We start from the raw sequence: 20967 nt of genomic DNA, 5'->3' as shown, positions 1-20967 counted from the left end.
GGTGCGATGGCGAGATACTTCTTTGATAGCGGTGATCGCGACGTTGTCCTCAAGGATGAGGTAGGCATCGAATGCGATGGGATCGGGAGCGCGCGTCATCAGGCCATAGAAGGTCTGGTAGACCTGACGAGAGAATTCCTTAAGGACCTCAATGGCCAGGAGTTGTTCATCGAAATCCGCAACGAGCATGGAGAAAAGCTGGCAAGGTTGAGCCTATCTCTGCATGCGCAACCGAGCGCTCAATGAAGGTTAGGGATTTCCGTGACTGGCGGCGGTCTTTGCCGCTTCGACGCAGACCACCCTTGATGATCGCTGACCGCTATGTCGCCCGTAATGAGCATATCGCGACGCCAGAAATTGACAGTCGCATCACCGCAAGCAAAGCAATTCAACCGCTTGTCAATTTGGAAAGCGCTTGGATTGCTTTACGTTCCTGTACAACCCGCGGTGGCGGAGAACAAAGCGGCGTGGAGATGATCCCAGTCTCAGTGGGACAACACTTGCACCGGCTTCTCCGATGAATCAGATCGGAAGAGTTTCGGAAACGTGAGTCGATTGGAAGCCTACGTCCAAGTGAAGAAGCGCTTTCCCATTCTTATCGAGCAGCGAAATAAAGCTTGCTTGGCCGACGTCCCTTACAGCCACGGCAGCCGGAATCTTGATGGTGCCCAGCGTGGCTTGAACGTCGGATAACGGAGTACCTGTCGGCACTTGACAAATTTGTTTGACATGTGTCGGCAAGGCCGAAATAGGGGTTGCCGCAGCTCTCGCGGGCTGCACGAGCGGGCATACATCTGTCGGTGAAACGCCATCGGGGTAGGTGAGGGGTGCCGAACCTCGCGTCAGTTGCCGCCGCGGTTGCCCGGCGCGGAATACCCGGCCGATCAGATGGGCAGCACTTCCGAGCGCTTGACCTGGCCCAGGGCAAAGCTGCTTTCGATCGAAGCGATGTTGTCCAGCCGCGTCAGCTTGTCCTTGATGAACCGCTCATAGGCCTCGAGGTCGCGCACCACGATGCGCATCAGGTAGTCGCGCTGGCCCGTCATCAGATAACAGTCGACCACTTCCGGCCAGCGCAGCACGGCTTGCGAGAAGCGGTCGAGATCGTCCTCGCGTTGCCGTTCAAGCTTGATCGACGCGAAAGCGCTGATCGGCAGGCCGAGCTTCTTCTGGTCGACGACCACGGTGTAGCCCTTGATGACGCCGGCGCTCTCCAGGAGTCTGACGCGCCGCGCGCAAGGCGAGGGCGACAGACCGACGGCTTCGGCGAGGTCGTTCGAAGTCGCCTTGGCGTTCTTCTGCAGCGCGGCGATGATCTTCAGGTCGATTGCGTCAAGCGCTGGATTTGGCATCGTTCCCTCGTTTGGGCGTCGTTATTGGCTGGAGCAGCCAATATGATCGATCGGTTTGGGCAAGAATAGTCACATTCGGAAGATCGACGCAGGTATCGTTGAGCCGCGATTTCACAGGAGCCGACGATGACGATCCTTTCCGAGCTTGAGCGCAAGGTTCTCTGGCTGGCCGTCTGGATGATCCATCACGCCAATCATCTTCGGGCGTCGACGGACGGCCTCAAGGTCGGCGGCCACCAGGCGTCGTCGGCGTCCGCGTCGACCTTGATGACGGCGCTCTATTTCCAGATCCTGAGGCCGCAGGACCGCGTCGCCGTCAAGCCGCATGCCAGTCCGGTATTCCATGCCATCCAATATCTGTTCGGCAAGCAGACGGTCGAGCAGCTGCAGAATTTTCGTGGCTATCGCGGCGCGCAGTCTTATCCGTCCCGAACCAAGGATATCGACGACGTCGATTTCTCGACCGGGTCGGTTGGACTGGGCGTGGCGCAGACCCTGTTCTCGTCCCTGGTCCAGGATTATGTCACGGCAAAAGGCTGGAAGACCGATCGGCCGGAAGGCCGGATGGTGGCCCTGCTCGGCGACGCCGAAATGGATGAAGGCAATATCTTCGAGGCGCTTCTCGAGGGCTGGAAGCATGGCCTGCGCAACACGTGGTGGGTCGTCGATTACAACAGGCAGAGCCTCGACGCGGTAGTGCGCGAAGGCCTGTGGCAGCGTTTCGAATCCATCTTTCGCAACTTCGGCTGGGATGTGGTGATCCTGAAACATGGGACGTTGCAACAGGCCGCCTTCGAGGAAGAGGGCGGCGAAAAGCTGCGGACCTGGATCGATGCATGCCCCAATCAGCTCTATTCCGCGCTGACCTTCCAGGGCGGCGCTGCCTGGCGCAGGCGCCTGCTGGACGATCTGGGCGATCAAGGACCGGTCAGCCGTCTGATCGAGAAGCGCAGCGACGATGAGCTTGCGGCCCTGATGGCAAATCTCGGCGGCCACGATCTGGCGAGCATCATCGATGCCTTCGAGCAAGCGCGCGGACATGATCGTCCGACCTGCTTCATCGCCTATACGATCAAGGGCTTTGGCCTGCCGCTCGCCGGCCACAAAGACAACCACGCCGGACTGATGACACCGGCGCAGGTCGACGTGCTGCGGCAAGGCATGGGAGTCCGCGAGGGCCGCGAATGGGACATTTTCGAGGGCCTTGCCTATGACGAGGCTGCGATACGATCCTTCCTCGCGTCGTCGCCTTTTGCGCAGCCAGCCCCGCGTCGTCACAAAGCCCCAGCTGTTCCGGTGCCAGCGCGCATCGGCTTCGGCGCTCAGCCGGCCATGTCGACACAACAAGGTTTCGGGCTTTTGATGCACGAGATCGCAAAATCGGACAGCGAGTTTGCGAGCCGTGTCGTCACGACATCCCCCGACGTCACCGTCTCGACCAATCTCGGCGCCTGGGTAAACAAACGGGGTCTGTTCGCGCGCGGCGACCAGGCGGACATTTTCCGCCAGGAGCGCATTCCCTCCACCTTCAACTGGACGTTTGCGCCGTCGGGACAGCATATCGAACTGGGCATCTCGGAGATGAACCTTTTCACGATGCTTTCGGCGCTCGGGTTATCGCACTCGCTCCACGGCGAGCGACTGCTTCCCGTCGGCACGCTCTACGATCCCTTCATCGAGCGCGGCCTCGACGCGCTCAACTATGCCTGTTACCAGGACGCCCGCTTTATCCTGGCGGCGACGCCCTCCGGCGTGACGCTGGCTCCAGAAGGCGGAGCGCATCAGTCGATCGCCACGCCGCTGATCGGCATGGCGCAGGACGGTCTGGCGACGTTCGAGCCTGCCTATGTCGATGAACTGGCAATCATCCTGCGTTGGGCATTCGACTACATGCAGCGTACCGGCGAAGCCGAGCCTGACGACCACACATGGCTGCGAGATCAGACCGGAGGTTCGGTCTACTTGAGGCTCTCGACGCGCTTGATCGAGCAGCCGACACGCCCGATGGAAAGTAAGCTGGCGCGCGACATCGTCGATGGCGCCTACTGGCTGCGCCCGCCCGGGCCAAACGCCGACCTGGTGATAGCTTATTCCGGCGCAGTCGGGCCGGAAGCGATACAGGCGCTGGGATTGATGGCCGGCGATCGGCGCGATGTCGGGCTTCTGGCCGTGACCTCGGCCGATCGGCTGAACGCCGGCTGGTCAGCCGCGGCCCGGGCGCGCCAGTACGGCCATCCGCGCGCTTCAAGTCATGTCGAGCGCCTTTTTGCCGGTCTTCCGGCGTCCTGCGCCATCGTGACGGTGTTGGACGGGCACCCCGCGACGCTCGCCTGGCTGGGGTCGGTCCATGGCCACCGTACACGCGCTTTGGGCGTCGAGCATTTCGGCCAGACTGGTACGATCGCCGATCTCTACCGGCATTACGGGATCGATGCGCAAGGTATCATGGCTGCAGCGCAGGCGGTTTCGATTGGCCGGCCGCTGAGGCACCTCGGCTCCGCCGCCTGACCATCGATCACGCGCCTCCCGGCCGGCTCGTTCGATAGCAAGCCGTCAATACCGGAATTCATTGAGAGCGGGCCTGACCCGTCAGCGCCATCTTCCTCCGCTGCGAGAAAGCGCGGGGGAGATGAAAATGGCTGGCGCCGGCAATCTTGTGAGCCGTGAAACGCTGCGGTCTTCGATCGGGACGGGGGCGGCGATTGCGCATCACGGCGAGCTCATCCAGGGCGTCTTCAAGGATGATGGCGGGCGCCTTCATCGCGGGCTGGTCACGCTGCCGATCGCCGCTTTGAGGTCCGAGGCGACCTTTGCCAGAACCGACGGCGATGCGGTCATTGTCCACCCCGATCATAAGATCAAGGCTTCGGCAGCCGCGCGGCTCACACTCGATTTCTTGAATGTAACCGGCGGTGGCGTGCTGACACTTCAAAGCTCGATTCCCGTGGGGCACGGCTACGGCTCATCGACCGCGGACGTTGTCGCTTCCATTCGCGCTGTGGCCGCAGCCCTCAAGATCCAGTTGCGGCCCTCGAGCATCGGGCGTCTCGCCGTCGCTGCCGAGCGCGCCAGCGACGCGATCGCGTTCGATGAGCATGCGGTCCTGTTCGCGCAACGCGAGGGCACGGTGATCGAGAATTTCGGCGGCTCGCTGCCGCCGCTGCTTCTGGTCGGGTTCAAGGCGAATGGCGGCGTCCCGGTCGACACATTGCAGCTGCCGCCGGCGCGCTACGACAGTGCCGAAATCCAGGAATTCGGCGTGCTTCGGGCGCTGGTGGCGCGCGCGGTTTACCGTCAGGATCCAAATCTTCTCGGACGCGCCGCCTCGGCCAGCGCGGTGATCAGTCAACGGCACTTGCCGAAACAAGGGTTCGACGAGATCGCCGAAATCGCCAGGCGAGCCGGGGCCTGCGGGGTGCAAGTCGCCCATAGCGGCTCGTTGTTTGGTCTGATTTTCGATCTTTTCGCATCGAACCTGAAGCGACGGGCAGCTTTGACCGCACAACAGATAAGACGCGCCGGCTTCGAGGACGTCGAGGTCCATCTGGTCCATGCGGAGGGCTGGACATGGTGACCCTCGCAGTCGACTATTTCAGGGACCTTGAGACCCCACGCCTTGCTCGCTTGGCGCCAAATCTGGTGGCGGCGGCTTTTCCGTTGATGAAGCTGATGCCGGCCCGCTACATTCTGGATCGGGCAGCGTCGAATCGCGAATTGAAGGCAGGCTCCCACATCGTCGAGACGACGTCTGGCACGTTCGGCATGGCGGTGGCGCTGCTCGCGGCGGCGCGTGGCTATCGCCTTACCCTCGTCACCGCTTCGACCCTTATCGACGCCAAATACAAAGCCCGGCTGGAGCGCATCGGCGCCACGGTCATCGCACTTGACGATCCCCGCGGTGACGGCAATCAGCCTGGCCGGCTTGAGCGCCTGCGGGAAATCCTGGCCAAGGAGCCGGACGGCTTCTGGACCCGCCAATACGACAGTCCGGGAAACTGGCTCGCCTATGCGCGGCTGGCTGAACTTTTCATCCGGGCAATGGGAAAGGTCGATTGTCTGGTCGGCTGCGTCGGGACGGGCGGTTCGCTATGCGGCACCGCATCCTTTCTGCGAACGGTCTTTCCCCATCTGACGGTGTTTGCCGTCGATACCCATTGCAGCATTCTGTTCGGTCAGCCCGTCGGCAAACGTATGCTGCGGGGCCTGGGCAACAGCGTTCTGCCGAAAAACGTCAGGCATGAGCTTGTCGACGAGATCCATTGGGTCGGCGCCTATCCGGCGTATCTGAGCGCACACCGTTTGTTGCGCGAGCACGGCATCTTCATGGGGCCGACCAGCGGCGCCGCTGCGTTGGTGGCGCGGTGGGTTGCAACGACCCTTTCGGACGCACAGGTCGCGGTCATCATGCCTGACGAAGGCCATCGCCATGCCGAGACCGTCTACAATGACGACTGGCTTGCAACCCTGCCTGGCTGGCCCTGCAAGGAACCGTCTGAGCCGAGGACGCTGACGACAATCGCACCGGCGGCAGAGACCCAATGGACGCGCTTTCTTTGGCTGCGGCGCAGTCTCGACGATGTGCTCAAAACCCAGGCAGCAAGTGCGGTGCCGTCGGCTATTGGTGCGGTGGAGAATCTATGAGGCGAGATCCAGCCCGCTTTTGTCGAGCCAACGCCAGGCGTCTTGCGTCGTCTGGAAGATCTGGCCGTGTTCATTCGATCCGGCGGACCGATCGAGGTCCTTGAGTCCGCTGGCGGTCACGACGGCCACGACGCGGTCTGTGGCCGCGACGACCCCTCGATTCCTCAACGTCGATATCGCGATCAGCGGCGTAACCGATGCCAGTTCGGCAAAGATCCCTTCGTCGCGCGCAAGGCGTTCCTGCATCGCGATCAGGCCATGATTGTCGACGGGGACCGCGTGCCCGCCCGATTCGCGCAGAGCCTTCAGAGCCTGAAAGGTGCTGCGCGGCGTGCCGATCGATACGGCAAGGCTGTCGAAGAGCATCTTGCGTTCACTCAAGGCATCGGCGCCGCTGGCAAGGGCGTCCGCCAACGACCCGTGCACCTCCGCCGCGACGAGACGGGGCAGCTGCGTGATGGTCCCCTGCGTGTACAACTCGCAAAAGCCAGCCCACAGGCCGGACAACGCATCGCCATAGCAGACCGGCAGGACGCACCAGTCCGGCGCCGCGCCATCCGATTGCTCGACGATCTCGTAGGCGATCGTCTTGTAGCCCTCTATGCCGAGTGGATGGCTGCCGACCACCGGACCGTGATAGGGCGAGGCGATGAACCAGTCATAGTGGGCAGACGCCTGTTCCAGCAGCGACCATCGGTCCATTTTGTTGACCAAGGGCAGCACCGTTGCCCCATATTTTCGGATCTGCGCCAGCATCGCGCCGGCAGACCCGGCGAAAGTAGTGACAACGCACTTCAGCCCGGCTCTGGAAGCGTAGGCCGCCAGCGAAGCGCCGGCGTTGCCAGAAGACGCGGTCGCGACGACCTTCGCGCCACGGGCGCGCGCCACGCTCACAGCGACGGTCGAGAAGCGATCCTTATGCGACCAGGTCGGGTTCCGGCCTTCGTCCTTGATTGCGAGGTTGGGCACGCCGAGAAGCGCGCCGATGCGCGGAGCCGCGAGCAGGGGCGTCAAACCCTCGCCAAGGCTCACTGCATCCGCGGCATTGCAGGGGAGCATATGCGCAAAACGCCATAGCGAGCGCGAGGCGGTGGCGCCCTCCACGGGATGAGCGGGAGGATCCGCATACACGGGCCGAAGATTTGCGGGTGCGGTCGCCTGGCACCGCGCGCACCCCTTGGAGTCGATGCTGATATCGGCGGGGTAGGAGGCACCGCAACGGATGCAGACGAATTCCAGGACCCGGCTCTCGTTCGTTCGGGGTCGGCTGATCTTGCCTGAGGCACGCACGGATATCTGGTGCGCGAGGTCGCGAAACGGCCGGCTCGGCATGGCTATTCCTGTGTCAGGAAACGATGAATTCGCTGGTAGTTTCAAACAGCCAACAGCACCGCTGTCAATGCGGAATGTGCACTATAGTGTGTCGCACCATAGTGCGCGTCGTAGCATCCGTTGTTTGATGAAACTTCGCGGCGTTTTTGGTTTGAACGTGCAGCGGCTACGGAGAGAAAGAAAACTGTCTCAGGAGCAGTTGTCTTTCGTTTCGGGCCGCACGCGAGCCTATATCAGCAGCGTCGAGGCCGGTCGGCGAAACGCCACGCTGGATACAGTCGAGATCCTGGCGAAGGCTTTGGATGTGGAGCCGCAAGAGTTGATCGCGGCCGTTCCATCGAATCTGCGAGCAGTCCGCGGGACAAAGCAGACGACCTCAAAGTCAGCGGAATGAAGCGCGGTCTGTTCAGCCAGCATTGATACGGCTTTCAGGCTCTTTATCTTTGTGCCAGCTAATTGACTCCTGAAGTGTACATTCGGCGCAAGTCCCATTGAATATATCGCATCTGTGACCGTAAGTTTCTGGCCGGGACGGGGCCTGACTCTTGTCGAGGTCTGCCGATGGAGATCGATAGTCTTGTCGGGTTGTTTGCAGCGATCTCAAGGATCGATGCCGCGTGCTCGGTGGATGGTATCCTCCAAGAGTTCCGCTCTGCCATCGAGCGTTATGGCCTGCGTTATTTTCTGATCACCGGTCTGCCGGTGCCGCACGACACCGACTGGAAGCGAGAGATCCTGGTCGATGGTTGGCCGCCCGAATGGTATCTTCGCTACATGTCAGAGGATTACTTTTCGCATGATCCCTGCGTCGCGCAGTGCCGGCATTCGTCGAAGCCGTTCCTGTGGCAGGAACTGCCGCCGGCAAAGCTTGTTGCGCGCGCAAAGCTGGTGATGGACGAAGCGGCGGATTTCGGAATGGGCCAAGGCCTCTGTGTTCCCGTCCACGTGCCTCTGGCGGGCCCAGGCGTCGTCACGGCAGCGGGCGATCGGATTGAAATAGCGCCGAGCGTCGTGCCGTTCATCGAGACGCTTTGCGTGCATACGTTCCGACGCCTGTCAGGGCTGGAAGAATCCGGCCAGTCCGTAGAGGCCGCGCCCTTGACGCCGCGCGAGCGCGAACTCCTGGAGTGGAGCGCCGAAGGCAAGTCGAACGAAGACATCGCCTGCATCCTGGGCGTCACAAGGAACACGGTTGAGAGCCATCAGCGCAACATTCGAGGCAAGCTCGATGCAGCCAACGTCTCGCATGCCATCGTCAAAGCTCTGCGGCGACAGGAAATCCAGATTTAGCAATACCTGAATACCATCATACGGGCATGAAGCGTGTTTTCCTACGACCTCCACTTTTGGAGGCGTCATGGTCCGTATTCATCTGGTCACCTGGGAAAACAGGAAGCAGTATAGAAAAGTGCTGGAGCGCTATTTTCGTATCCGGTACGACATTTACGTCAAGCATAGACGCTGGCGCGCCGTCGCCCGGCCCATCAACATCGAGATCGACGCCTTCGACAACGAGCACGCGCTTTATGTTCTGGCGCTCGATACCAACGGCAGGATCGTCGGCGGCTCGCGTCTTGTACCGACCCTGCAGCCGCATCTCATGAGCGAGGTCTTCCCGGTTCTCGCCGGCGGCACGCCTCCGCGAGCGGCTGATATCTTCGAATGGACGCGGTTTTTTGTCGTCCCATCGCTTCGCACGCACGGGACCTCGTCGCCGATCGCCGGCTTTGTTCTGTGCGGCCTTCTCGAGACGGCGCAAAGTCTGGGGATTCGACAGATCAGCGTGGTGTGCGAAACATTCTGGCCGAAACGCCTGCGTGCGCTTGGCTGGACGCTTTACGAACTCGGCAATGCTCTCGAGCATCCGGATGGCGATATCATCGCGCTGCTGATCGATGTCACGCCTGAGGCCATTGAGCAGACGCGCCGCGCTTACGGCATCAGCGGCGTCATACTTGCGGATAAAATCTAGGCTGATTGCCACCGGCAGCTGAAGGTTCGCTCGCCAGAGGATATTGTCATCGCGCCCATTTGCGCGGTAGTCAGCGCTATGATGCACCGCATTGGGTTGATGGACTCATGACGCCGCTGGTCCTGATCTCTTCGAAGGACCCGGATTTCTTTCTGGTTTTCGGGCACATCCTTTCCGTAGCCGGCTTCGAAACCCGCCTGATCACGGCGGACAAGGAGATTGCGTCGACCATTAAGGCCGAAACGCCGCTTGCCGTTATCCTGGACTGTCATCCGGGCGACCGCGCAATCGCCAAACAATGCCTGTCGCTGAAGTCGTCCGAGGCGACAAGAGCAACGCTTCTTGCAGGCTTGGTCGCGCCTCGTTCCGGCAAACTGCACCTGGACCTTATCAAGGCGGGCGTCGACGAGATATTTTCGCGTCCGTTTGCCCCCGAGCAGCTTCTGACCTGGCTGCATGGCAAGGCAGGTGTTGCGAAGCTCGCGCGCGAAACCAAGACAGGCGATCTGGTGCAGGGCGATTTCCGCTTGGACCGACAGACCCACCGGACCTTCTTCAAGCAAAAAGAAATCGTTATGCCGCCGATCGAATTCAAGCTTTTGCGCAGCCTTCTGGCGCAACCCGGCAAGGTCCTCAGCCGAGAGGAACTGGTCGCGACCGCATGGCCTGAACACGCCGCCGCAACCGATATAAGGGGTGTTGACGTTCATATTGCCAGGTTGCGCAAAAGGCTTCGGGCATCTGTGGGAAGCGATGTGATCCGGACCGTCCGCTCTGCTGGTTATGCATTCGCGCCGGACTGGTAGTTCGCGCGGCGATGCCGGCGCCGATCCAGTTGTCATGTTGCCGATCGCGCCGCGGTTGCATGCGTGACGTTCACCAGGTGTCGGCTCTCAATGGCTCAGGATGGTGTCCAGGAACAGCCTGGCGCGCGGGTGAGCGGCTCCAGAGAAGAAATCACTGGAAGACGCGTGCTCGACGATGCTGCCTTGGTCCATGAAAACGATCTCATCCGCGACTTCGCGTGCAAAACCCATTTCATGCGTCACGCAGACCATGGTCACGCCGGTTTTCGCGAGCGCGATCATGACGTCGAGCACTTCCTTGATCATTTCCGGATCGAGCGCCGAGGTGGGTTCATCGAAAAGCATGATGCGGGGATCGAGACAGAGCGCACGCGCGATCGCCGCCCGCTGTTGTTGCCCGCCCGACAGCTGGGCCGGATAGGCCCGCGCCTTTTCGGCGATATGCACCGCTGTCAGGTGCCGCATCGCGATCTCTTCGGCCTCCCGCGCCGATTTCAAAAGGACCCGGCGCAACGCCAGCGTGCAGTTGGCAAGCACGGTGAGGTGAGGGAAGAGGTTGAAGCTCTGGAACACCATGCCTGTCAGCCGGCGTGCCGCGGCATCGCGATCGCTTTTCCCCAGACTTCTGCCTTCAAACTCTATCATCCCCTTTTGGAAACGCTCGAGACCGTTGATGCAGCGTATCAATGTCGACTTGCCGGACCCGGAGGGTCCGCACACGACGACGCGTGCACCCGCCCGTAAGGTCAGATCTATGTCTTTCAAAACGTGCAGGGCACCGAACCACTTGTTGAGACCGTCGATCCGCACGAGCGGGGAGGGCTGAAGCGTCGAGGTCGCAGGCGCGTGCCGGGCGAGCATCAGCGGCGCCCGCTCGCAAGCAGGAGCTTCTCGATGCGCTTCACTCCATAAGAAACGATCAGCGCCAGGGCGAGAAACAGAACGCCGGCGACGGTCAGCGGCTCCGCGTAGCGATAGGTCTCGGAAGCGATATCGAAGGCACGCCCGAGCATTTCCGGCACGGCCAGGATCGCGAGATAAGGCGTCGCCTTAAGGATCGAAACCAGGTAGTTGCCCAGGGGCGCGGCGATGTTGCGCAGCATTTGCGGTGCGATGACGAAGATGACGGTGTCGCGGCGGGTGAGCGACAAGGCTCTGGCTGCTTCCTGCTGGCCCCTCGGAATAGCGTCGATGCCCGCCTTGAACACCTCCGCCAGATAACCGCTGTAATAGAGGCTTAGCCCCAATATGCCCACCGTCATGGCGCCAAGCCGGATCCCGTAGAAGGGCATGACGAAATACAGGAAATAAAGCCAGGCCAAGACCGGCGTCGAGCGGATGAAATCGATCAGGAAACGCACGGCGAGGCCAGGCGCACCGCCCCCGCGGCGGATCATTTCGAAAGTGAAGCCAAGCGCCGACGCACCGAGGCAACTCAAGACCGTGGCGAGCAGGGTAGTCCCGATCGCACCGATTATGATCGGGATGGTCGAGAGCGCGAAATCGAGGTTAAATCCCACGAGGCGTTCCTCTTTCGGGATTGACCCGCGCCTCGAGCCAGCGGCCGGCGAGCGCGATCGGATAACAGACGACAAAGAAGGCCAGCAGCAACGCCGAATATATCGCGACCGGGTCGTATTCGGTCTGCGAGATTTCTTTGGCGCGGAAGGTCATGTCCGTCAGCGTGACCAAGGAGACGAGGGAAGTCGCCTTCACCAGCTGAATAAGGTTGTTGACGAATGTGGGACTCATGGCGACCAATGCCTGGGGAAGCTCGATCAGAAGCAGGATCGCCGGGCGAGAGAGGCCGAGCGCCATGCCAGCCTCGCGTTGGCCGGCAGGAAGAGATTGGAGCCCGGCCCGCACAGCTTGGCTGGCATAACCGCCGCTATTGAGGCCAAGCACCAACGCACTGACGGTCATCGCCGACAGAGTGACCCCCATGACCGGCAGAACGTAGTAGAAGACGAAGAGCAGGACGACGACCGCCGAACTGCGCCAGAATTCGATTACTGCCGTGACCAGAAAACGCGTCAAGCCGGTGGTCACAAACTGCGCGACGCCGAAAACAAGCGCGAAGGGCACCGCGAAGACCAAGCCATAGGCGGTGACCGCTGCCGTTATGCGCAGCCCTTGCAGGATCCCAAGCCAGATGTCGAGCATGCTCATGAAGCTTCGCCGCCCCCTGCCGTCAAGGGGCGCGGGGAAGCGAGCGTCGGAGCGTTTCGAGCATATTTGGAAGCGCCTTTCTGGCGCCGCGAAACCGAGCCCTCGGGACCGAACCGCATGACAATCCTCCGCGCCGTGGAAAGGGCGATCGCCGCCACTGCCAGGCCATTTCATAAACCCGGCGGGAGTCATATGTCAATAAACATGTACGTACCATTGCGCGCGTTCACATTCTGCCGATGTTGGAACGCCGCGATACGCTGGCCTTAAAGCTTCCTGAGCTCGGCGCCGCCGTTCGTCGGTTTTTGCTCGCCGCGCTACGACGGCGGTCGAAAGCTGTTGAATCGGACTGCTCCAGGCCTCTTTTGCTCATCCGACCGGAAACTGCTCGATGAGTTCCCGGGCCAAACGGGGACAGCATGGCTATCTTGCACAACGATACCGAAGCACGCGCGCGCAGCTCGCGTATGCTGCGCACCGCGCTCGGGCCCGCCATCGCCCGTTTCCTGGACGACCCCGCGATCATTGAGGTCATGCTGAACCCGGATGGCCGGATCTGGGTCGATCGGCTTTCGGAAGGTTTGGCCGATACGGGCGAAATGCTGGCGCCTGCCGCTGGCGAGCGGATCGTGCGGCTTGTCGCCCATCATGTCGGTGCCGAGGTCCATTCCCGTTCCCCGCGCGTCTCGGCCGAGTTGCCGCAAACCGGTGAGCGTTTCGAAGGCCTGCTGCCGCCTGTGGTCGCCGCGCCGGCCTTCGCCATCCGCAAGCCCGCGGTCGCCGTCTTCACGCTCGATGACTATGTCGCGGCGGGCATCATGACGTCTTGTCACGCCGCTGTTTTGCGCGGCGCGGTTGCTGGCCGCGCAAACATCCTCGTTGCCGGCGGCACGTCGACCGGCAAGACGACCCTGACCAACGCGCTGCTTGCCGAAGTGGCGAAAGGGACGGACCGGGTCGTCATCATCGAAGACACCCGCGAACTGCAATGCGCGGCCCCCAACCTCGTCGCGATGCGCACCAAGGATGGCGTTGCCACGCTTTCCGACCTGGTTCGTTCCTCGCTGCGCCTGCGGCCCGATCGCATTCCGATCGGCGAGGTGCGCGGCGCCGAGGCGCTGGACCTCTTGAAGGCGTGGGGCACCGGGCATCCCGGTGGCATCGGCACCCTTCATGCGGGCTCCGGTATTGGCGCTCTGCGCCGACTTGAGCAGCTGATCCAGGAGGCCGTCGTCACTGTCCCGCGTGCGCTGATCGCCGACACGATCGGCCTTGTCGCCGTGCTCTCCGGACGCGGCGCCGCGCGACGGCTTGTCGAACTGGTCAGGGTCGAGGGTCTGGGCCCCGATGGCGACTATCGCATCGCTGAAGCCACACCGATCAACACAGGAGACATTTCATGATCCGCCTGCTTTCGCGCTGCCAAGCCAGCCTGGCCGCGGCCAGCGCCGCCATTGCCTTCAATCTCATGCTCGCGCCGGTCGCCCTTGCGTCGGGCTCCTCGATGCCGTGGGAACAGCCGCTCGAGAAGATCCTGCAGTCGGTCGAAGGACCGGTATCCAAGATCATCGCCGTCATCATCATCATCGTCACCGGTCTGACGCTGGCCTTCGGCGACAGTTCGGGTGGCTTCAGGCGGCTGATCCAGATCGTTTTCGGCCTTTCGATCGCCTTCGCGGCGTCGAGCTTTTTCCTTTCGTTCTTCTCTTTCGGCGGCGGAGCGTTGATCTGATGACGACCGCTTTCGAACAGCTCGGCGCTGTGCCGGGGTGGACGGTGCCGGTGCACCGGGCGCTCACCGAGCAGATCCTGCTCGGGGGCGCGCCGCGTGCAATCGCGATCCTGAATGGCACGCTGGCGGGCGCTGTCGGTCTTGGGCTGCGGCTCTGGCTGGTCGGTCTTCTCATTTGGGCAATCGGACATTTTACGGCGGTATGGGCTGCCAGGCGCGATCCGCTTTTTTTCGAAGTCGGCCGCCGGCACCTGCGGCTGCCCGGACATCTGTCGGTTTGAGGGCACTGCCATGATGAGGCTTGCCGAATACCGCCGGACTGCTGCTCGCCTTGCCGACTTTCTGCCTTGGGCGGCACTCGTTGCCCCCGGGGTCGTGCTTAACAAGGACGGCAGCTTTCAGCGCACCGCGAGATTTCGCGGACCCGATCTCGACTCCGCCGTAGCGGCGGAACTTGTCGCGGTGGCAGCGCGCATCAACAATGCCCTTCGTCGTCTCGGCTCGGGCTGGAGCATCTTCGTCGAAGCGCAGCGCCACGAAGCGGCGTCGTACCCGGAAACCCAGTTTCCCAATGCGGCCTCCGGCCTGCTCGATGCCGAGCGCAAAGCCGACTTCGACGAGGAGGGGGTTCATTTCGTATCGAGCTACTTTCTCACATTCCTGCTCCTGCCGCCGCCCGAAGACGCCACGCGCGCCGAGGGCTGGCTTTATGAGGGTCGCGACCAGTCGCGCGCGGATCCTGGCGAGATCGTCCGCGCCTTTGTCGACCGGACTGAGCGTGTGCTCTCTCTGCTCGACGGCTTCATGCCTGAATGCCACTGGCTCGACGACGGCCAAACGCTCACCTACCTGCATTCGACCATCTCGACCAAGCGTCATTCGGTGCGCGTCCCCGAGATCCCGATCTATCTCGATGCGCTGCTGGCCGACGAGCCGCTCGCCGGCGGGCTCGAACCGCGGCTTGGCGACAAGCATCTCCGCGTGCTTACCATCCTCGGCTTCCCGACCGCCACCACACCTGGCCTGCTTGACGACCTCAACAGCCTGGCCTTCCCGTACCGCTGGTCGACCCGCGCGATCCTGCTCGATAAGGTCGAGGCTGTCCGCCTTCTGACCCGGATACGGCGGCAATGGTTCGCCAAGCGCAAGAGCATCGCCTCGATCCTGAAGGAGGTGATGACCAACGAGGCACCGGCACTCCTCGACACCGACGCCGCCAACAAGGCGGCTGATGCCGACACCGCATTGCAGGAGCTCGGCGCCGACATGGCGGGCATAGCCTATGTCACCGCGACCGTCGCCATATGGGATAGCGACCCGCGCGTGGCCGACGAGAAACTGCGGCTCGTCGAGAAGGTCATCCAGGGCCGCGACTTCACGGCCATTGTCGAGACCGTCAACGCCGTTGATGCCTGGCTCGGCTCGTTGCCCGGGCATGCCTATGCCAATGTCCGCCAGCCGCCCATCTCGACGCTCAATCTCGCCCACATGATCCCCCTCTCTGCCGTGTGGGCGGGGCCGGAACGGGACGAGCATCTGGTCGGTCCTCCCTTGCTTTACGGCAAGACCGAAGGCTCGACCCCGTTCCGGTTGGTTCTTCATGTCGGCGATGTCGGTCACACGCTGGTCGTAGGCCCGACCGGCGCCGGCAAATCGGTGCTGCTGGCGGCGATGGCGCTGCAATTCTGCCGCTACAGCAATGCTCAGATCTTCGCTTTCGATTTCGGCGGCTCGATCCGCGCGGCGACGCTCGCCATGGGTGGCGACTGGCACGATCTCGGCGGTCATCTCACCGAAGGCCTGGACGCGTCCGTTTCGCTGCAGCCGCTCGCCCGCATTCACGAAACCTACGAGCGCGCCTGGGCGGCTGACTGGATCGTCGCGATCCTGACGCGCGAGGGCATCCAGATCACGCCGGAGGCGAAGGAGCATATCTGGGCGGCGCTGACCTCGCTCGCCTCGGCGCCGGTCGAGGAGCGTACCATCACCGGGCTCAGCGTGCTTCTGCAGGCCAACGACCTGAAACAGGCGCTTCGTCCCTATTGTGTCGGTGGCCCGAACGGCCGGCTGCTGGACGCAGAGGCCGAACACCTCGGCCAGGCATCCGTGCAGGCGTTCGAAATCGAAGGTCTGGTGGGCACGCAGGCCGCGCCGGCCGTCCTGTCCTATCTGTTTCATCGCATCGGCGACCGCCTCGACGGTCGTCCGACCCTGCTCATCATCGACGAAGGCTGGCTTGCCCTCGACGATGACGCGTTCGCCGGGCAGTTGCGCGAATGGCTGAAGACGCTCCGCAAGAAGAATGCCAGCGTCGTCTTCGCCACCCAGTCGCTATCCGACATCGACAATTCGGCTATCGCGCCGGCGATCGTCGAAAGCTGTCCAACCCGGCTGCTGTTGCCCAATGAACGCGCGATCGAGCCGCAAATTACCGCCATATATCGCCGCTTCGGCCTGAACGACCGCCAGATCGAGATCCTGGCCAGAGCCACACCCAAGCGTGATTATTACTGCCAATCCCGTCGCGGCAACCGTCTCTTCGAGCTCGGCCTGTCCGAGGTCGGGATTGCGCTTTGCGCCGCGTCCTCCAAGAGCGATCAGGCCCTGATCGGCAGCATCATTGCCGAGCATGGCCGCGACGGCTTCCTGTCGGCCTGGCTGCGTGCCCGCGACGTCGGCTGGGCCGCCGACCTCATTCCCGACCTCACCGTTCCCGAACCTGAAAAGGATCCCAGACCATGACTGTTCGTCAAAGCCGCCGCCGTGTCCTTCTTCTGGTCGCGGCGACGCTCGCCACGCCGGTCGCGATCTCGCCGATGGTGACTGCGCCAGCGCATGCCTTCATCGTGTTTGATCCATCGAACTATTCGCAGAATGTCCTGACGGCCGCGCGCTCGCTGCAGCAGATCATGAACCAGATCACCTCGCTTCAGAACCAGGCCCAGATGCTGATCAACCAGGCGCGCAACCTGGCGAGCCTGCCTTTGTCCTCGCTGCAGCAACTGCAACAGTCGGTGCAGCGCACGCAACAGCTTCTCGGTGAAGCACAGAACATCGCCTTCGACGTCCAGCAGATCGACAAGGCATTTCAGCAGCAATACAGCAGCGTCTCGCTCTCTTCCTCCGACCGGCAACTCGTCGCGGATGCGCGCTCGCGCTGGCAAAACACAGTGGGCGGCCTCCAGGACGCAATGCGCGTCCAGGCGGGTGTCGTCTCAAACATCGACACCGGCCGCGCGCAGATGTCGGCGTTGGTCGGCGCCAGCCAATCGGCGACCGGTGCGCTGCAGGCGACGCAAGCTGGCAACCAGTTGCTTGCGCTTCAGGGTCAGCAGCTTGCGGACCTGACAGCCTTGGTCGCCGCCAATGGTCGCGCCCAGGCGCTGACCGAAGCCGAACGTGCCGCGGCGGTCGATCAGGGTCGCGAGCAACGCCGACGCTTCCTGGCGGCTGGATCCGGCTACCAGGCAGGCTCCGTCCAGATGTTCAACCGCTGAGGTCGATCGCCATGGACGGCAAAACCTTCGCTCGCGTCGTGGCGGTCGTCTTCGTCGCCGTCGCCATGGCGGCGACGGCGCTCGAGATGAGCCGGAAGGAAGACAAGCCGGCGGGGGAGGGGCTGCACACACCGGTGGCTTCTGGGCCTAATCCGCTTCGCGATGGCCTGCGCCGCTGCCAGGTCCTCGGCGAGGCTGCTTTGCGTGACGATGGATGCGCGCGGCTGTGGGCCGAACAGCGTGACCGCTTTCTCGGTCTCGAAAAGCCGTCGGGGCGTTCGACAAGCGAGCCGGCCGCTTCGCCGTCGCCGGATCCTGCCCTGCACGAGGCCCGCTAAAATGGGCAATACCGGCGTTATCGACCAATTCCTGGCCACCTTCACCCGCTATATCGACAGCGGCTTCGGCCTGCTCGGCGGCGAGGTCGCCTTCGTTGCCACCACGCTGATTGTCATCGACGTGACGCTTGCCGCGCTTTTCTGGAGCTGGGGCGCCGATGACGACATCCTTGCGCGGCTCGTCAAGAAGACGCTCTTCGTCGGTGTCTTCGCCTATCTGATTTCCAACTGGAACGGTCTCGCCCGGATCGTTTTCGAGAGTTTCTCCGGTCTTGGACTCAAGGCGAGTGGAACCGGCTTTTCGGCACAGGACCTGCTGCACCCCGGCAAGGTGGCGCAAACCGGTCTCGACGCCGGACGACCATTGCTTGAGGCGATCTCCGGCTTGATGGGCTACATCTCCTTCTTTGAAAACTTCATCCAGATCGCTTGCCTGCTCTTTGCCTGGGCGCTCGTCCTACTCGCCTTCTTCATCCTGGCGGTGCAGCTCTTTGTGACGCTGATCGAGTTCAAGCTGGCGACGCTGGCAGGCTTCGTGCTGATCCCCTTCGGCCTCTTCGGCAAGACGGCCTTCATGGCCGAACGCGTTCTCGGCAACGTCATCTCGTCCGGCATCAAGGTTCTGGTGCTTGCCGTCATCATCGGCATCGGATCCACGCTCTTTGGCGAATTCACTCAAGGCTTCGGCGGCGAGAACCCCACCATCGATCAAGCGATGGCCATCGTGCTGGCGGCGCTGTCGCTGCTTGGCCTCGGAATCTTCGGTCCCGGCATCGCGAACGGCCTCGTCGCGGGTGGGCCGCAGCTCGGCGCCGGTGCGGCCGTCGGGACTGGCCTTGCCGCGGGCGGCACCGCAGTTGCAGGCTACGGAGCAGCCAGTCTCGCGGCGCGAGGCGCGACAGCCGCATTCGCGGGAGCGGCGTCAACCGCGCGTGGCGGGGCGTCACTCGCTGGGGGCGGTTCGGCCGCCTATACGCTCGGCGCCGCCGGCCAGTCGGGCGTGGCAGGCGTCGCCTCCGGCTTGGGCGGCATTGCGCGCGCTGGCGCTTCGGCGGCAGCCTCTCCGCTCAAGCGCGCCGCCGCAAGCACCGGTCAATTGCTCAAGTCAAACTTTGCCTCTGGCGCCGGTTCGGCCACTGAAATCACCGGCGGTTCGTCGACCATGGGAACGCTTGGCGGCGCCGCTGCGCCAACGGCGGCGGACGCATCCAGCGCGGGCAAGCCATCCAGCGCTCAAGGGCAGCCCGAATGGGCCAGACGTCTGCATCGCTCCCAACGCCTCGCCCACGGCGCCCAGACCGCCGCCCACGCGGTGCGCGCCGGTGACAGCCATGGCGGCGGAGCCTCGATTTCTCTTTCTGAAGGCAAATGACGAAATGAACATCTTTAGGCGCCCCGCCGTCCACTACGGCAAGAGTCCTCGACCGGAAACACCCTATCAGAAGGCGCAGCAGATCTGGGATGAACGCATCGGCTCCGCACGCGTGCAGGCACGCAACTGGCGCGCCATGGCGTTCGGGTCCCTGATCCTGTCGGCGGGACTCGCCACTTCACTGGTCTGGCAGTCGGGCCGCGGCACCGTCGTGCCCTGGGTCGTGCAGGTCGACAAGCTGGGCCGGGCTCAAGCGATCGAGCCCGCAACCGCCGACTACAAGCCGACCGATCCGCAGATCGCGTGGCATCTTGCCCGCTTTGTCGAGCAGGTACGGTCCATCCCCGCTGACCCGATCATCCTGCGCCAGGACTGGCTGCGCGCCTATGATTGGACCACCGACCAGGGTGCTGCGGCGCTCAACGACTATGCGCGCGCTGCGGATCCTTTCTCCAAGGTCGGCAAGCAGCAGGTCGCGGTGGACATTTCGTCAGTCATCAGAGCCTCGCCGGGCTCCTTCCGTGTCGCCTGGATCGAGCATCACTACGAAAACGGTCAGCTTTCTGGCACCGAGCGCTGGACCGCGATCCTGACGATCGTGACGCAGATGCCAAGCGACGCCGAACGGCTTCGCGCCAACCCGCTTGGCATCTACGTCAACGCCATCAACTGGTCCCGGGAGATGAGCCAATGAGCCCGACCTCGCGTCTTGTTGCCGGCACGACTTTCTCGAGATATCTGCTGTCGGCGCTGGTCTCGGCAACAGCGCTGCTTGCGGGTTGCGCCACGCCTGCGAAGAAGCCGCCGACGATCAGCTACGATACCTACGTTCCGCCCTTGCCGCCGGCTCGGGCCGCCGCGACCGACCAAAGGCCGAAACCTCTTCGCGTGCCACCAGGCTGGGCGCCCGCGCGGGGCGGCGCCATCGGGCAAACACCGGCCGCCCGTGTCGAGAACGCAAATGCCGCGGCGCGCGTCGAACCGCGCCGTGAGGGCTACTACAACGCGATTCAGATCTACCCATGGAGCGAGGGAGCGCTCTATCAGGTCTATGCCTCACCTGGCCAGATAACGGACATCGCGCTAGAGCCTGGCGAGAGCCTGACCGGAGACGGTCCGATCGCGGCCGGTGACACCGCGCGCTGGATCATAGGCGACACCGAAAGCGGGTCCGGCATTGCCCGACGCGTCCACGTCCTGGTGAAACCCTCGCGGGCGGACATCACGACGAACCTCATCATCGCGACGGACCGGCGCAGCTACATGCTTGAGCTACGCTCAGGCGCGAAGCCCTACATGCCCGCCGTTGCCTGGTCATATCCGGCTCCGAAAGAGAGCCTCCTGCAGACGGTCGCCACAACGCCGATCATACCGCAGCTTACGGCGCGAAATTATCGCTACGGCATCACCGGCGACAGCCCTCCCTGGAAGCCGGTGAGCGCCTACGATGATGGCCGCAGGGTCTATGTCGAGTTTCCCCGCGGCATCGTGCAAGGCGAGATGCCGCCGATTTTCGTCATCGGTCCGGACGGCGAGGCTGAAATCACCAACAGCCGCGTCGATCAGAACATCCTCATCGTCGACCGCCTTTTTGGCGCGGCCGAACTGCGTCTTGGCGCCGGCAAGCGGCAGCAGACCGTCAGGATCGTGCGCGTCGACAGGAGAACCGATGGGTTGTGGCGGGGCCCAAGCGACAGCGCAGCATCGACGCTGCCGAACGCAGTGCACAGAGGAGCGCTGCAGCCGTGAACGAGAA

General features: G+C 62.9%; 22 protein-coding genes. 17 read left to right on the top strand and 5 right to left on the bottom strand.

Annotated features, from left to right (window positions below):
- Positions 1–6: 6 nt before the first annotated feature.
- Entirely contained in the window at positions 7–246 is a 240-nt protein-coding gene (locus LB525_RS23920) for a DUF6894 family protein (RefSeq protein ID WP_140695510.1), read from the top strand.
- 638 nt (positions 247–884) lie between these two features.
- Here LB525_RS23920 and LB525_RS23915 read toward each other — a convergent pair.
- On the bottom strand, positions 885–1352 hold the full coding sequence (locus LB525_RS23915; RefSeq protein WP_140721070.1) for an Lrp/AsnC family transcriptional regulator: 468 nt from the start codon (positions 1350–1352) through the stop codon (positions 885–887).
- Between the two features lie 126 nt (positions 1353–1478).
- Between LB525_RS23915 and LB525_RS23910 the strand changes: the two genes are divergently transcribed.
- From LB525_RS23910 to LB525_RS23900, 3 genes are all read left to right on the top strand, one after another.
- On the top strand, positions 1479–3860 hold the full coding sequence (locus LB525_RS23910) for a transketolase (protein WP_224547877.1): 2382 nt from the start codon (positions 1479–1481) through the stop codon (positions 3858–3860).
- Positions 3861–3987: 127 nt separating this feature from the next.
- Complete coding sequence (locus LB525_RS23905; RefSeq protein ID WP_318012419.1) at positions 3988–4926, top strand: kinase; 939 nt, start codon at positions 3988–3990, stop codon at positions 4924–4926.
- Positions 4920–5993, top strand: a complete 1074-nt coding sequence (locus LB525_RS23900) for a PLP-dependent cysteine synthase family protein (protein ID WP_224547865.1) — start codon at positions 4920–4922, stop codon at positions 5991–5993. Before LB525_RS23905 ends, LB525_RS23900 begins: the two co-directional genes overlap by 7 nt.
- Here the strand turns inward: LB525_RS23900 and LB525_RS23895 are convergent.
- Positions 5988–7325: a threonine synthase gene (locus tag LB525_RS23895; RefSeq protein ID WP_224547863.1), complete on the bottom strand. Its 1338-nt coding sequence runs from the start codon at positions 7323–7325 to the stop codon at positions 5988–5990. The genes LB525_RS23900 and LB525_RS23895 overlap by 6 nt on opposite strands.
- A 127-nt stretch (positions 7326–7452) precedes the next feature.
- Between LB525_RS23895 and LB525_RS23890 the strand changes: the two genes are divergently transcribed.
- From LB525_RS23890 to LB525_RS23875, 4 genes are all read left to right on the top strand, one after another.
- Positions 7453–7719: a helix-turn-helix domain-containing protein gene (locus LB525_RS23890; RefSeq protein WP_224547861.1), complete on the top strand. Its 267-nt coding sequence runs from the start codon at positions 7453–7455 to the stop codon at positions 7717–7719.
- A gap of 167 nt (positions 7720–7886) precedes the next feature.
- Positions 7887–8615 carry a LuxR family transcriptional regulator gene (locus LB525_RS23885; RefSeq protein ID WP_224547850.1) on the top strand — a complete coding sequence of 243 codons (729 nt, stop codon included), beginning with the start codon at positions 7887–7889 and terminating at the stop codon, positions 8613–8615.
- Positions 8616–8682: 67 nt separating this feature from the next.
- Positions 8683–9297: an acyl-homoserine-lactone synthase gene (locus tag LB525_RS23880; protein WP_224547848.1), complete on the top strand. Its 615-nt coding sequence runs from the start codon at positions 8683–8685 to the stop codon at positions 9295–9297.
- A 107-nt stretch (positions 9298–9404) separates the two neighbouring features.
- Entirely contained in the window at positions 9405–10103 is a 699-nt protein-coding gene (locus tag LB525_RS23875) for a DNA-binding response regulator (RefSeq protein ID WP_224547847.1), read from the top strand.
- A gap of 87 nt (positions 10104–10190) precedes the next feature.
- Here LB525_RS23875 and LB525_RS23870 read toward each other — a convergent pair whose 3' ends face one another.
- From LB525_RS23870 to LB525_RS23860, 3 genes are read right to left on the bottom strand one after another with little or no spacing between them, the layout of a single operon-like run.
- Positions 10191–10964, bottom strand: coding sequence for an amino acid ABC transporter ATP-binding protein (locus tag LB525_RS23870; RefSeq protein ID WP_224547845.1), 774 nt, complete (start codon positions 10962–10964; stop codon positions 10191–10193).
- Entirely contained in the window at positions 10964–11623 is a 660-nt protein-coding gene (gene ehuD, locus LB525_RS23865; RefSeq protein WP_224547834.1) for an ectoine/hydroxyectoine ABC transporter permease subunit EhuD, read from the bottom strand. The genes LB525_RS23870 and ehuD overlap by 1 nt, the downstream gene beginning before the upstream one ends.
- On the bottom strand, positions 11613–12272 hold the full coding sequence (locus tag LB525_RS23860; protein WP_224547832.1) for an amino acid ABC transporter permease: 660 nt from the start codon (positions 12270–12272) through the stop codon (positions 11613–11615). The genes ehuD and LB525_RS23860 overlap by 11 nt, the downstream gene beginning before the upstream one ends.
- Positions 12273–12691: 419 nt before the next feature.
- On the opposite strand from LB525_RS23860, the gene trbB reads away from it, so the two are divergent.
- The 9 genes from trbB to trbG are packed head-to-tail and all read left to right on the top strand — an operon-like array spanning position 12692 to position 20960.
- Positions 12692–13675 carry a P-type conjugative transfer ATPase TrbB gene (gene trbB / locus LB525_RS23855; protein ID WP_224547830.1) on the top strand — a complete coding sequence of 328 codons (984 nt, stop codon included), beginning with the start codon at positions 12692–12694 and terminating at the stop codon, positions 13673–13675.
- Positions 13672–14004: a TrbC/VirB2 family protein gene (locus tag LB525_RS23850; RefSeq protein ID WP_224547828.1), complete on the top strand. Its 333-nt coding sequence runs from the start codon at positions 13672–13674 to the stop codon at positions 14002–14004. Before trbB ends, LB525_RS23850 begins: the two co-directional genes overlap by 4 nt.
- On the top strand, positions 14004–14285 hold the full coding sequence (locus tag LB525_RS23845) for a VirB3 family type IV secretion system protein (RefSeq protein WP_224547826.1): 282 nt from the start codon (positions 14004–14006) through the stop codon (positions 14283–14285). Before LB525_RS23850 ends, LB525_RS23845 begins: the two co-directional genes overlap by 1 nt.
- Positions 14286–14295: 10 nt before the next feature.
- Positions 14296–16746, top strand: a complete 2451-nt coding sequence (trbE, locus tag LB525_RS23840) for a conjugal transfer protein TrbE (RefSeq protein WP_224547824.1) — start codon at positions 14296–14298, stop codon at positions 16744–16746.
- Positions 16743–17501, top strand: coding sequence for a P-type conjugative transfer protein TrbJ (trbJ, locus tag LB525_RS23835; protein ID WP_224547822.1), 759 nt, complete (start codon positions 16743–16745; stop codon positions 17499–17501). The genes trbE and trbJ overlap by 4 nt, the downstream gene beginning before the upstream one ends.
- 11 nt (positions 17502–17512) lie before the next feature.
- The gene (gene trbK-alt, locus LB525_RS23830) at positions 17513–17839 is read left to right on the top strand and encodes a putative entry exclusion protein TrbK-alt (RefSeq protein WP_224547820.1); all 327 of its coding nucleotides are present in this window, start codon (positions 17513–17515) and stop codon (positions 17837–17839) included.
- Position 17840: 1 nt separating this feature from the next.
- On the top strand, positions 17841–19211 hold the full coding sequence (gene trbL, locus LB525_RS23825) for a P-type conjugative transfer protein TrbL (RefSeq protein WP_224547818.1): 1371 nt from the start codon (positions 17841–17843) through the stop codon (positions 19209–19211).
- 4 nt (positions 19212–19215) lie between these two features.
- Positions 19216–19905, top strand: coding sequence for a conjugal transfer protein TrbF (gene trbF / locus LB525_RS23820; protein ID WP_224547815.1), 690 nt, complete (start codon positions 19216–19218; stop codon positions 19903–19905).
- The gene (gene trbG / locus LB525_RS23815) at positions 19902–20960 is read left to right on the top strand and encodes a P-type conjugative transfer protein TrbG (RefSeq protein WP_224547813.1); all 1059 of its coding nucleotides are present in this window, start codon (positions 19902–19904) and stop codon (positions 20958–20960) included. Before trbF ends, trbG begins: the two co-directional genes overlap by 4 nt.
- Positions 20961–20967: the final 7 nt, after the last annotated feature.

The organism is Mesorhizobium sp. CA16 (assembly GCF_020165175.1).
Taxonomy (GTDB): domain Bacteria; phylum Pseudomonadota; class Alphaproteobacteria; order Rhizobiales; family Rhizobiaceae; genus Mesorhizobium.
The sequence above is the reverse complement of the archived record's forward strand: the minus strand, read 5'-3'. Positions and strand labels throughout refer to the sequence as shown.

What these genes read in the sequence shown, in the direction of transcription:
- LB525_RS23920 (WP_140695510.1), top strand. Translation starts at nt 7, where the DNA reads ATGGCGAGATACTTCTTTGATAGCGGTGATCGCGACGTTGTCCTCAAG.
- LB525_RS23915 (WP_140721070.1), bottom strand. Translation starts at nt 1,352, where the DNA reads ATGCCAAATCCAGCGCTTGACGCAATCGACCTGAAGATCATCGCCGCG.
- LB525_RS23910 (WP_224547877.1), top strand. Translation starts at nt 1,479, where the DNA reads ATGACGATCCTTTCCGAGCTTGAGCGCAAGGTTCTCTGGCTGGCCGTC.
- LB525_RS23905 (WP_318012419.1), top strand. Translation starts at nt 3,988, where the DNA reads ATGGCTGGCGCCGGCAATCTTGTGAGCCGTGAAACGCTGCGGTCTTCG.
- LB525_RS23900 (WP_224547865.1), top strand. Translation starts at nt 4,920, where the DNA reads ATGGTGACCCTCGCAGTCGACTATTTCAGGGACCTTGAGACCCCACGC.
- LB525_RS23895 (WP_224547863.1), bottom strand. Translation starts at nt 7,325, where the DNA reads ATGCCGAGCCGGCCGTTTCGCGACCTCGCGCACCAGATATCCGTGCGT.
- LB525_RS23890 (WP_224547861.1), top strand. Translation starts at nt 7,453, where the DNA reads ATGAAACTTCGCGGCGTTTTTGGTTTGAACGTGCAGCGGCTACGGAGA.
- LB525_RS23885 (WP_224547850.1), top strand. Translation starts at nt 7,887, where the DNA reads ATGGAGATCGATAGTCTTGTCGGGTTGTTTGCAGCGATCTCAAGGATC.
- LB525_RS23880 (WP_224547848.1), top strand. Translation starts at nt 8,683, where the DNA reads ATGGTCCGTATTCATCTGGTCACCTGGGAAAACAGGAAGCAGTATAGA.
- LB525_RS23875 (WP_224547847.1), top strand. Translation starts at nt 9,405, where the DNA reads ATGACGCCGCTGGTCCTGATCTCTTCGAAGGACCCGGATTTCTTTCTG.
- LB525_RS23870 (WP_224547845.1), bottom strand. Translation starts at nt 10,964, where the DNA reads ATGCTCGCCCGGCACGCGCCTGCGACCTCGACGCTTCAGCCCTCCCCG.
- LB525_RS23860 (WP_224547832.1), bottom strand. Translation starts at nt 12,272, where the DNA reads ATGAGCATGCTCGACATCTGGCTTGGGATCCTGCAAGGGCTGCGCATA.
- trbB (WP_224547830.1), top strand. Translation starts at nt 12,692, where the DNA reads ATGGCTATCTTGCACAACGATACCGAAGCACGCGCGCGCAGCTCGCGT.
- LB525_RS23850 (WP_224547828.1), top strand. Translation starts at nt 13,672, where the DNA reads ATGATCCGCCTGCTTTCGCGCTGCCAAGCCAGCCTGGCCGCGGCCAGC.
- LB525_RS23845 (WP_224547826.1), top strand. Translation starts at nt 14,004, where the DNA reads ATGACGACCGCTTTCGAACAGCTCGGCGCTGTGCCGGGGTGGACGGTG.
- trbE (WP_224547824.1), top strand. Translation starts at nt 14,296, where the DNA reads ATGATGAGGCTTGCCGAATACCGCCGGACTGCTGCTCGCCTTGCCGAC.
- trbJ (WP_224547822.1), top strand. Translation starts at nt 16,743, where the DNA reads ATGACTGTTCGTCAAAGCCGCCGCCGTGTCCTTCTTCTGGTCGCGGCG.
- trbK-alt (WP_224547820.1), top strand. Translation starts at nt 17,513, where the DNA reads ATGGACGGCAAAACCTTCGCTCGCGTCGTGGCGGTCGTCTTCGTCGCC.
- trbL (WP_224547818.1), top strand. Translation starts at nt 17,841, where the DNA reads ATGGGCAATACCGGCGTTATCGACCAATTCCTGGCCACCTTCACCCGC.
- trbF (WP_224547815.1), top strand. Translation starts at nt 19,216, where the DNA reads ATGAACATCTTTAGGCGCCCCGCCGTCCACTACGGCAAGAGTCCTCGA.
- trbG (WP_224547813.1), top strand. Translation starts at nt 19,902, where the DNA reads ATGAGCCCGACCTCGCGTCTTGTTGCCGGCACGACTTTCTCGAGATAT.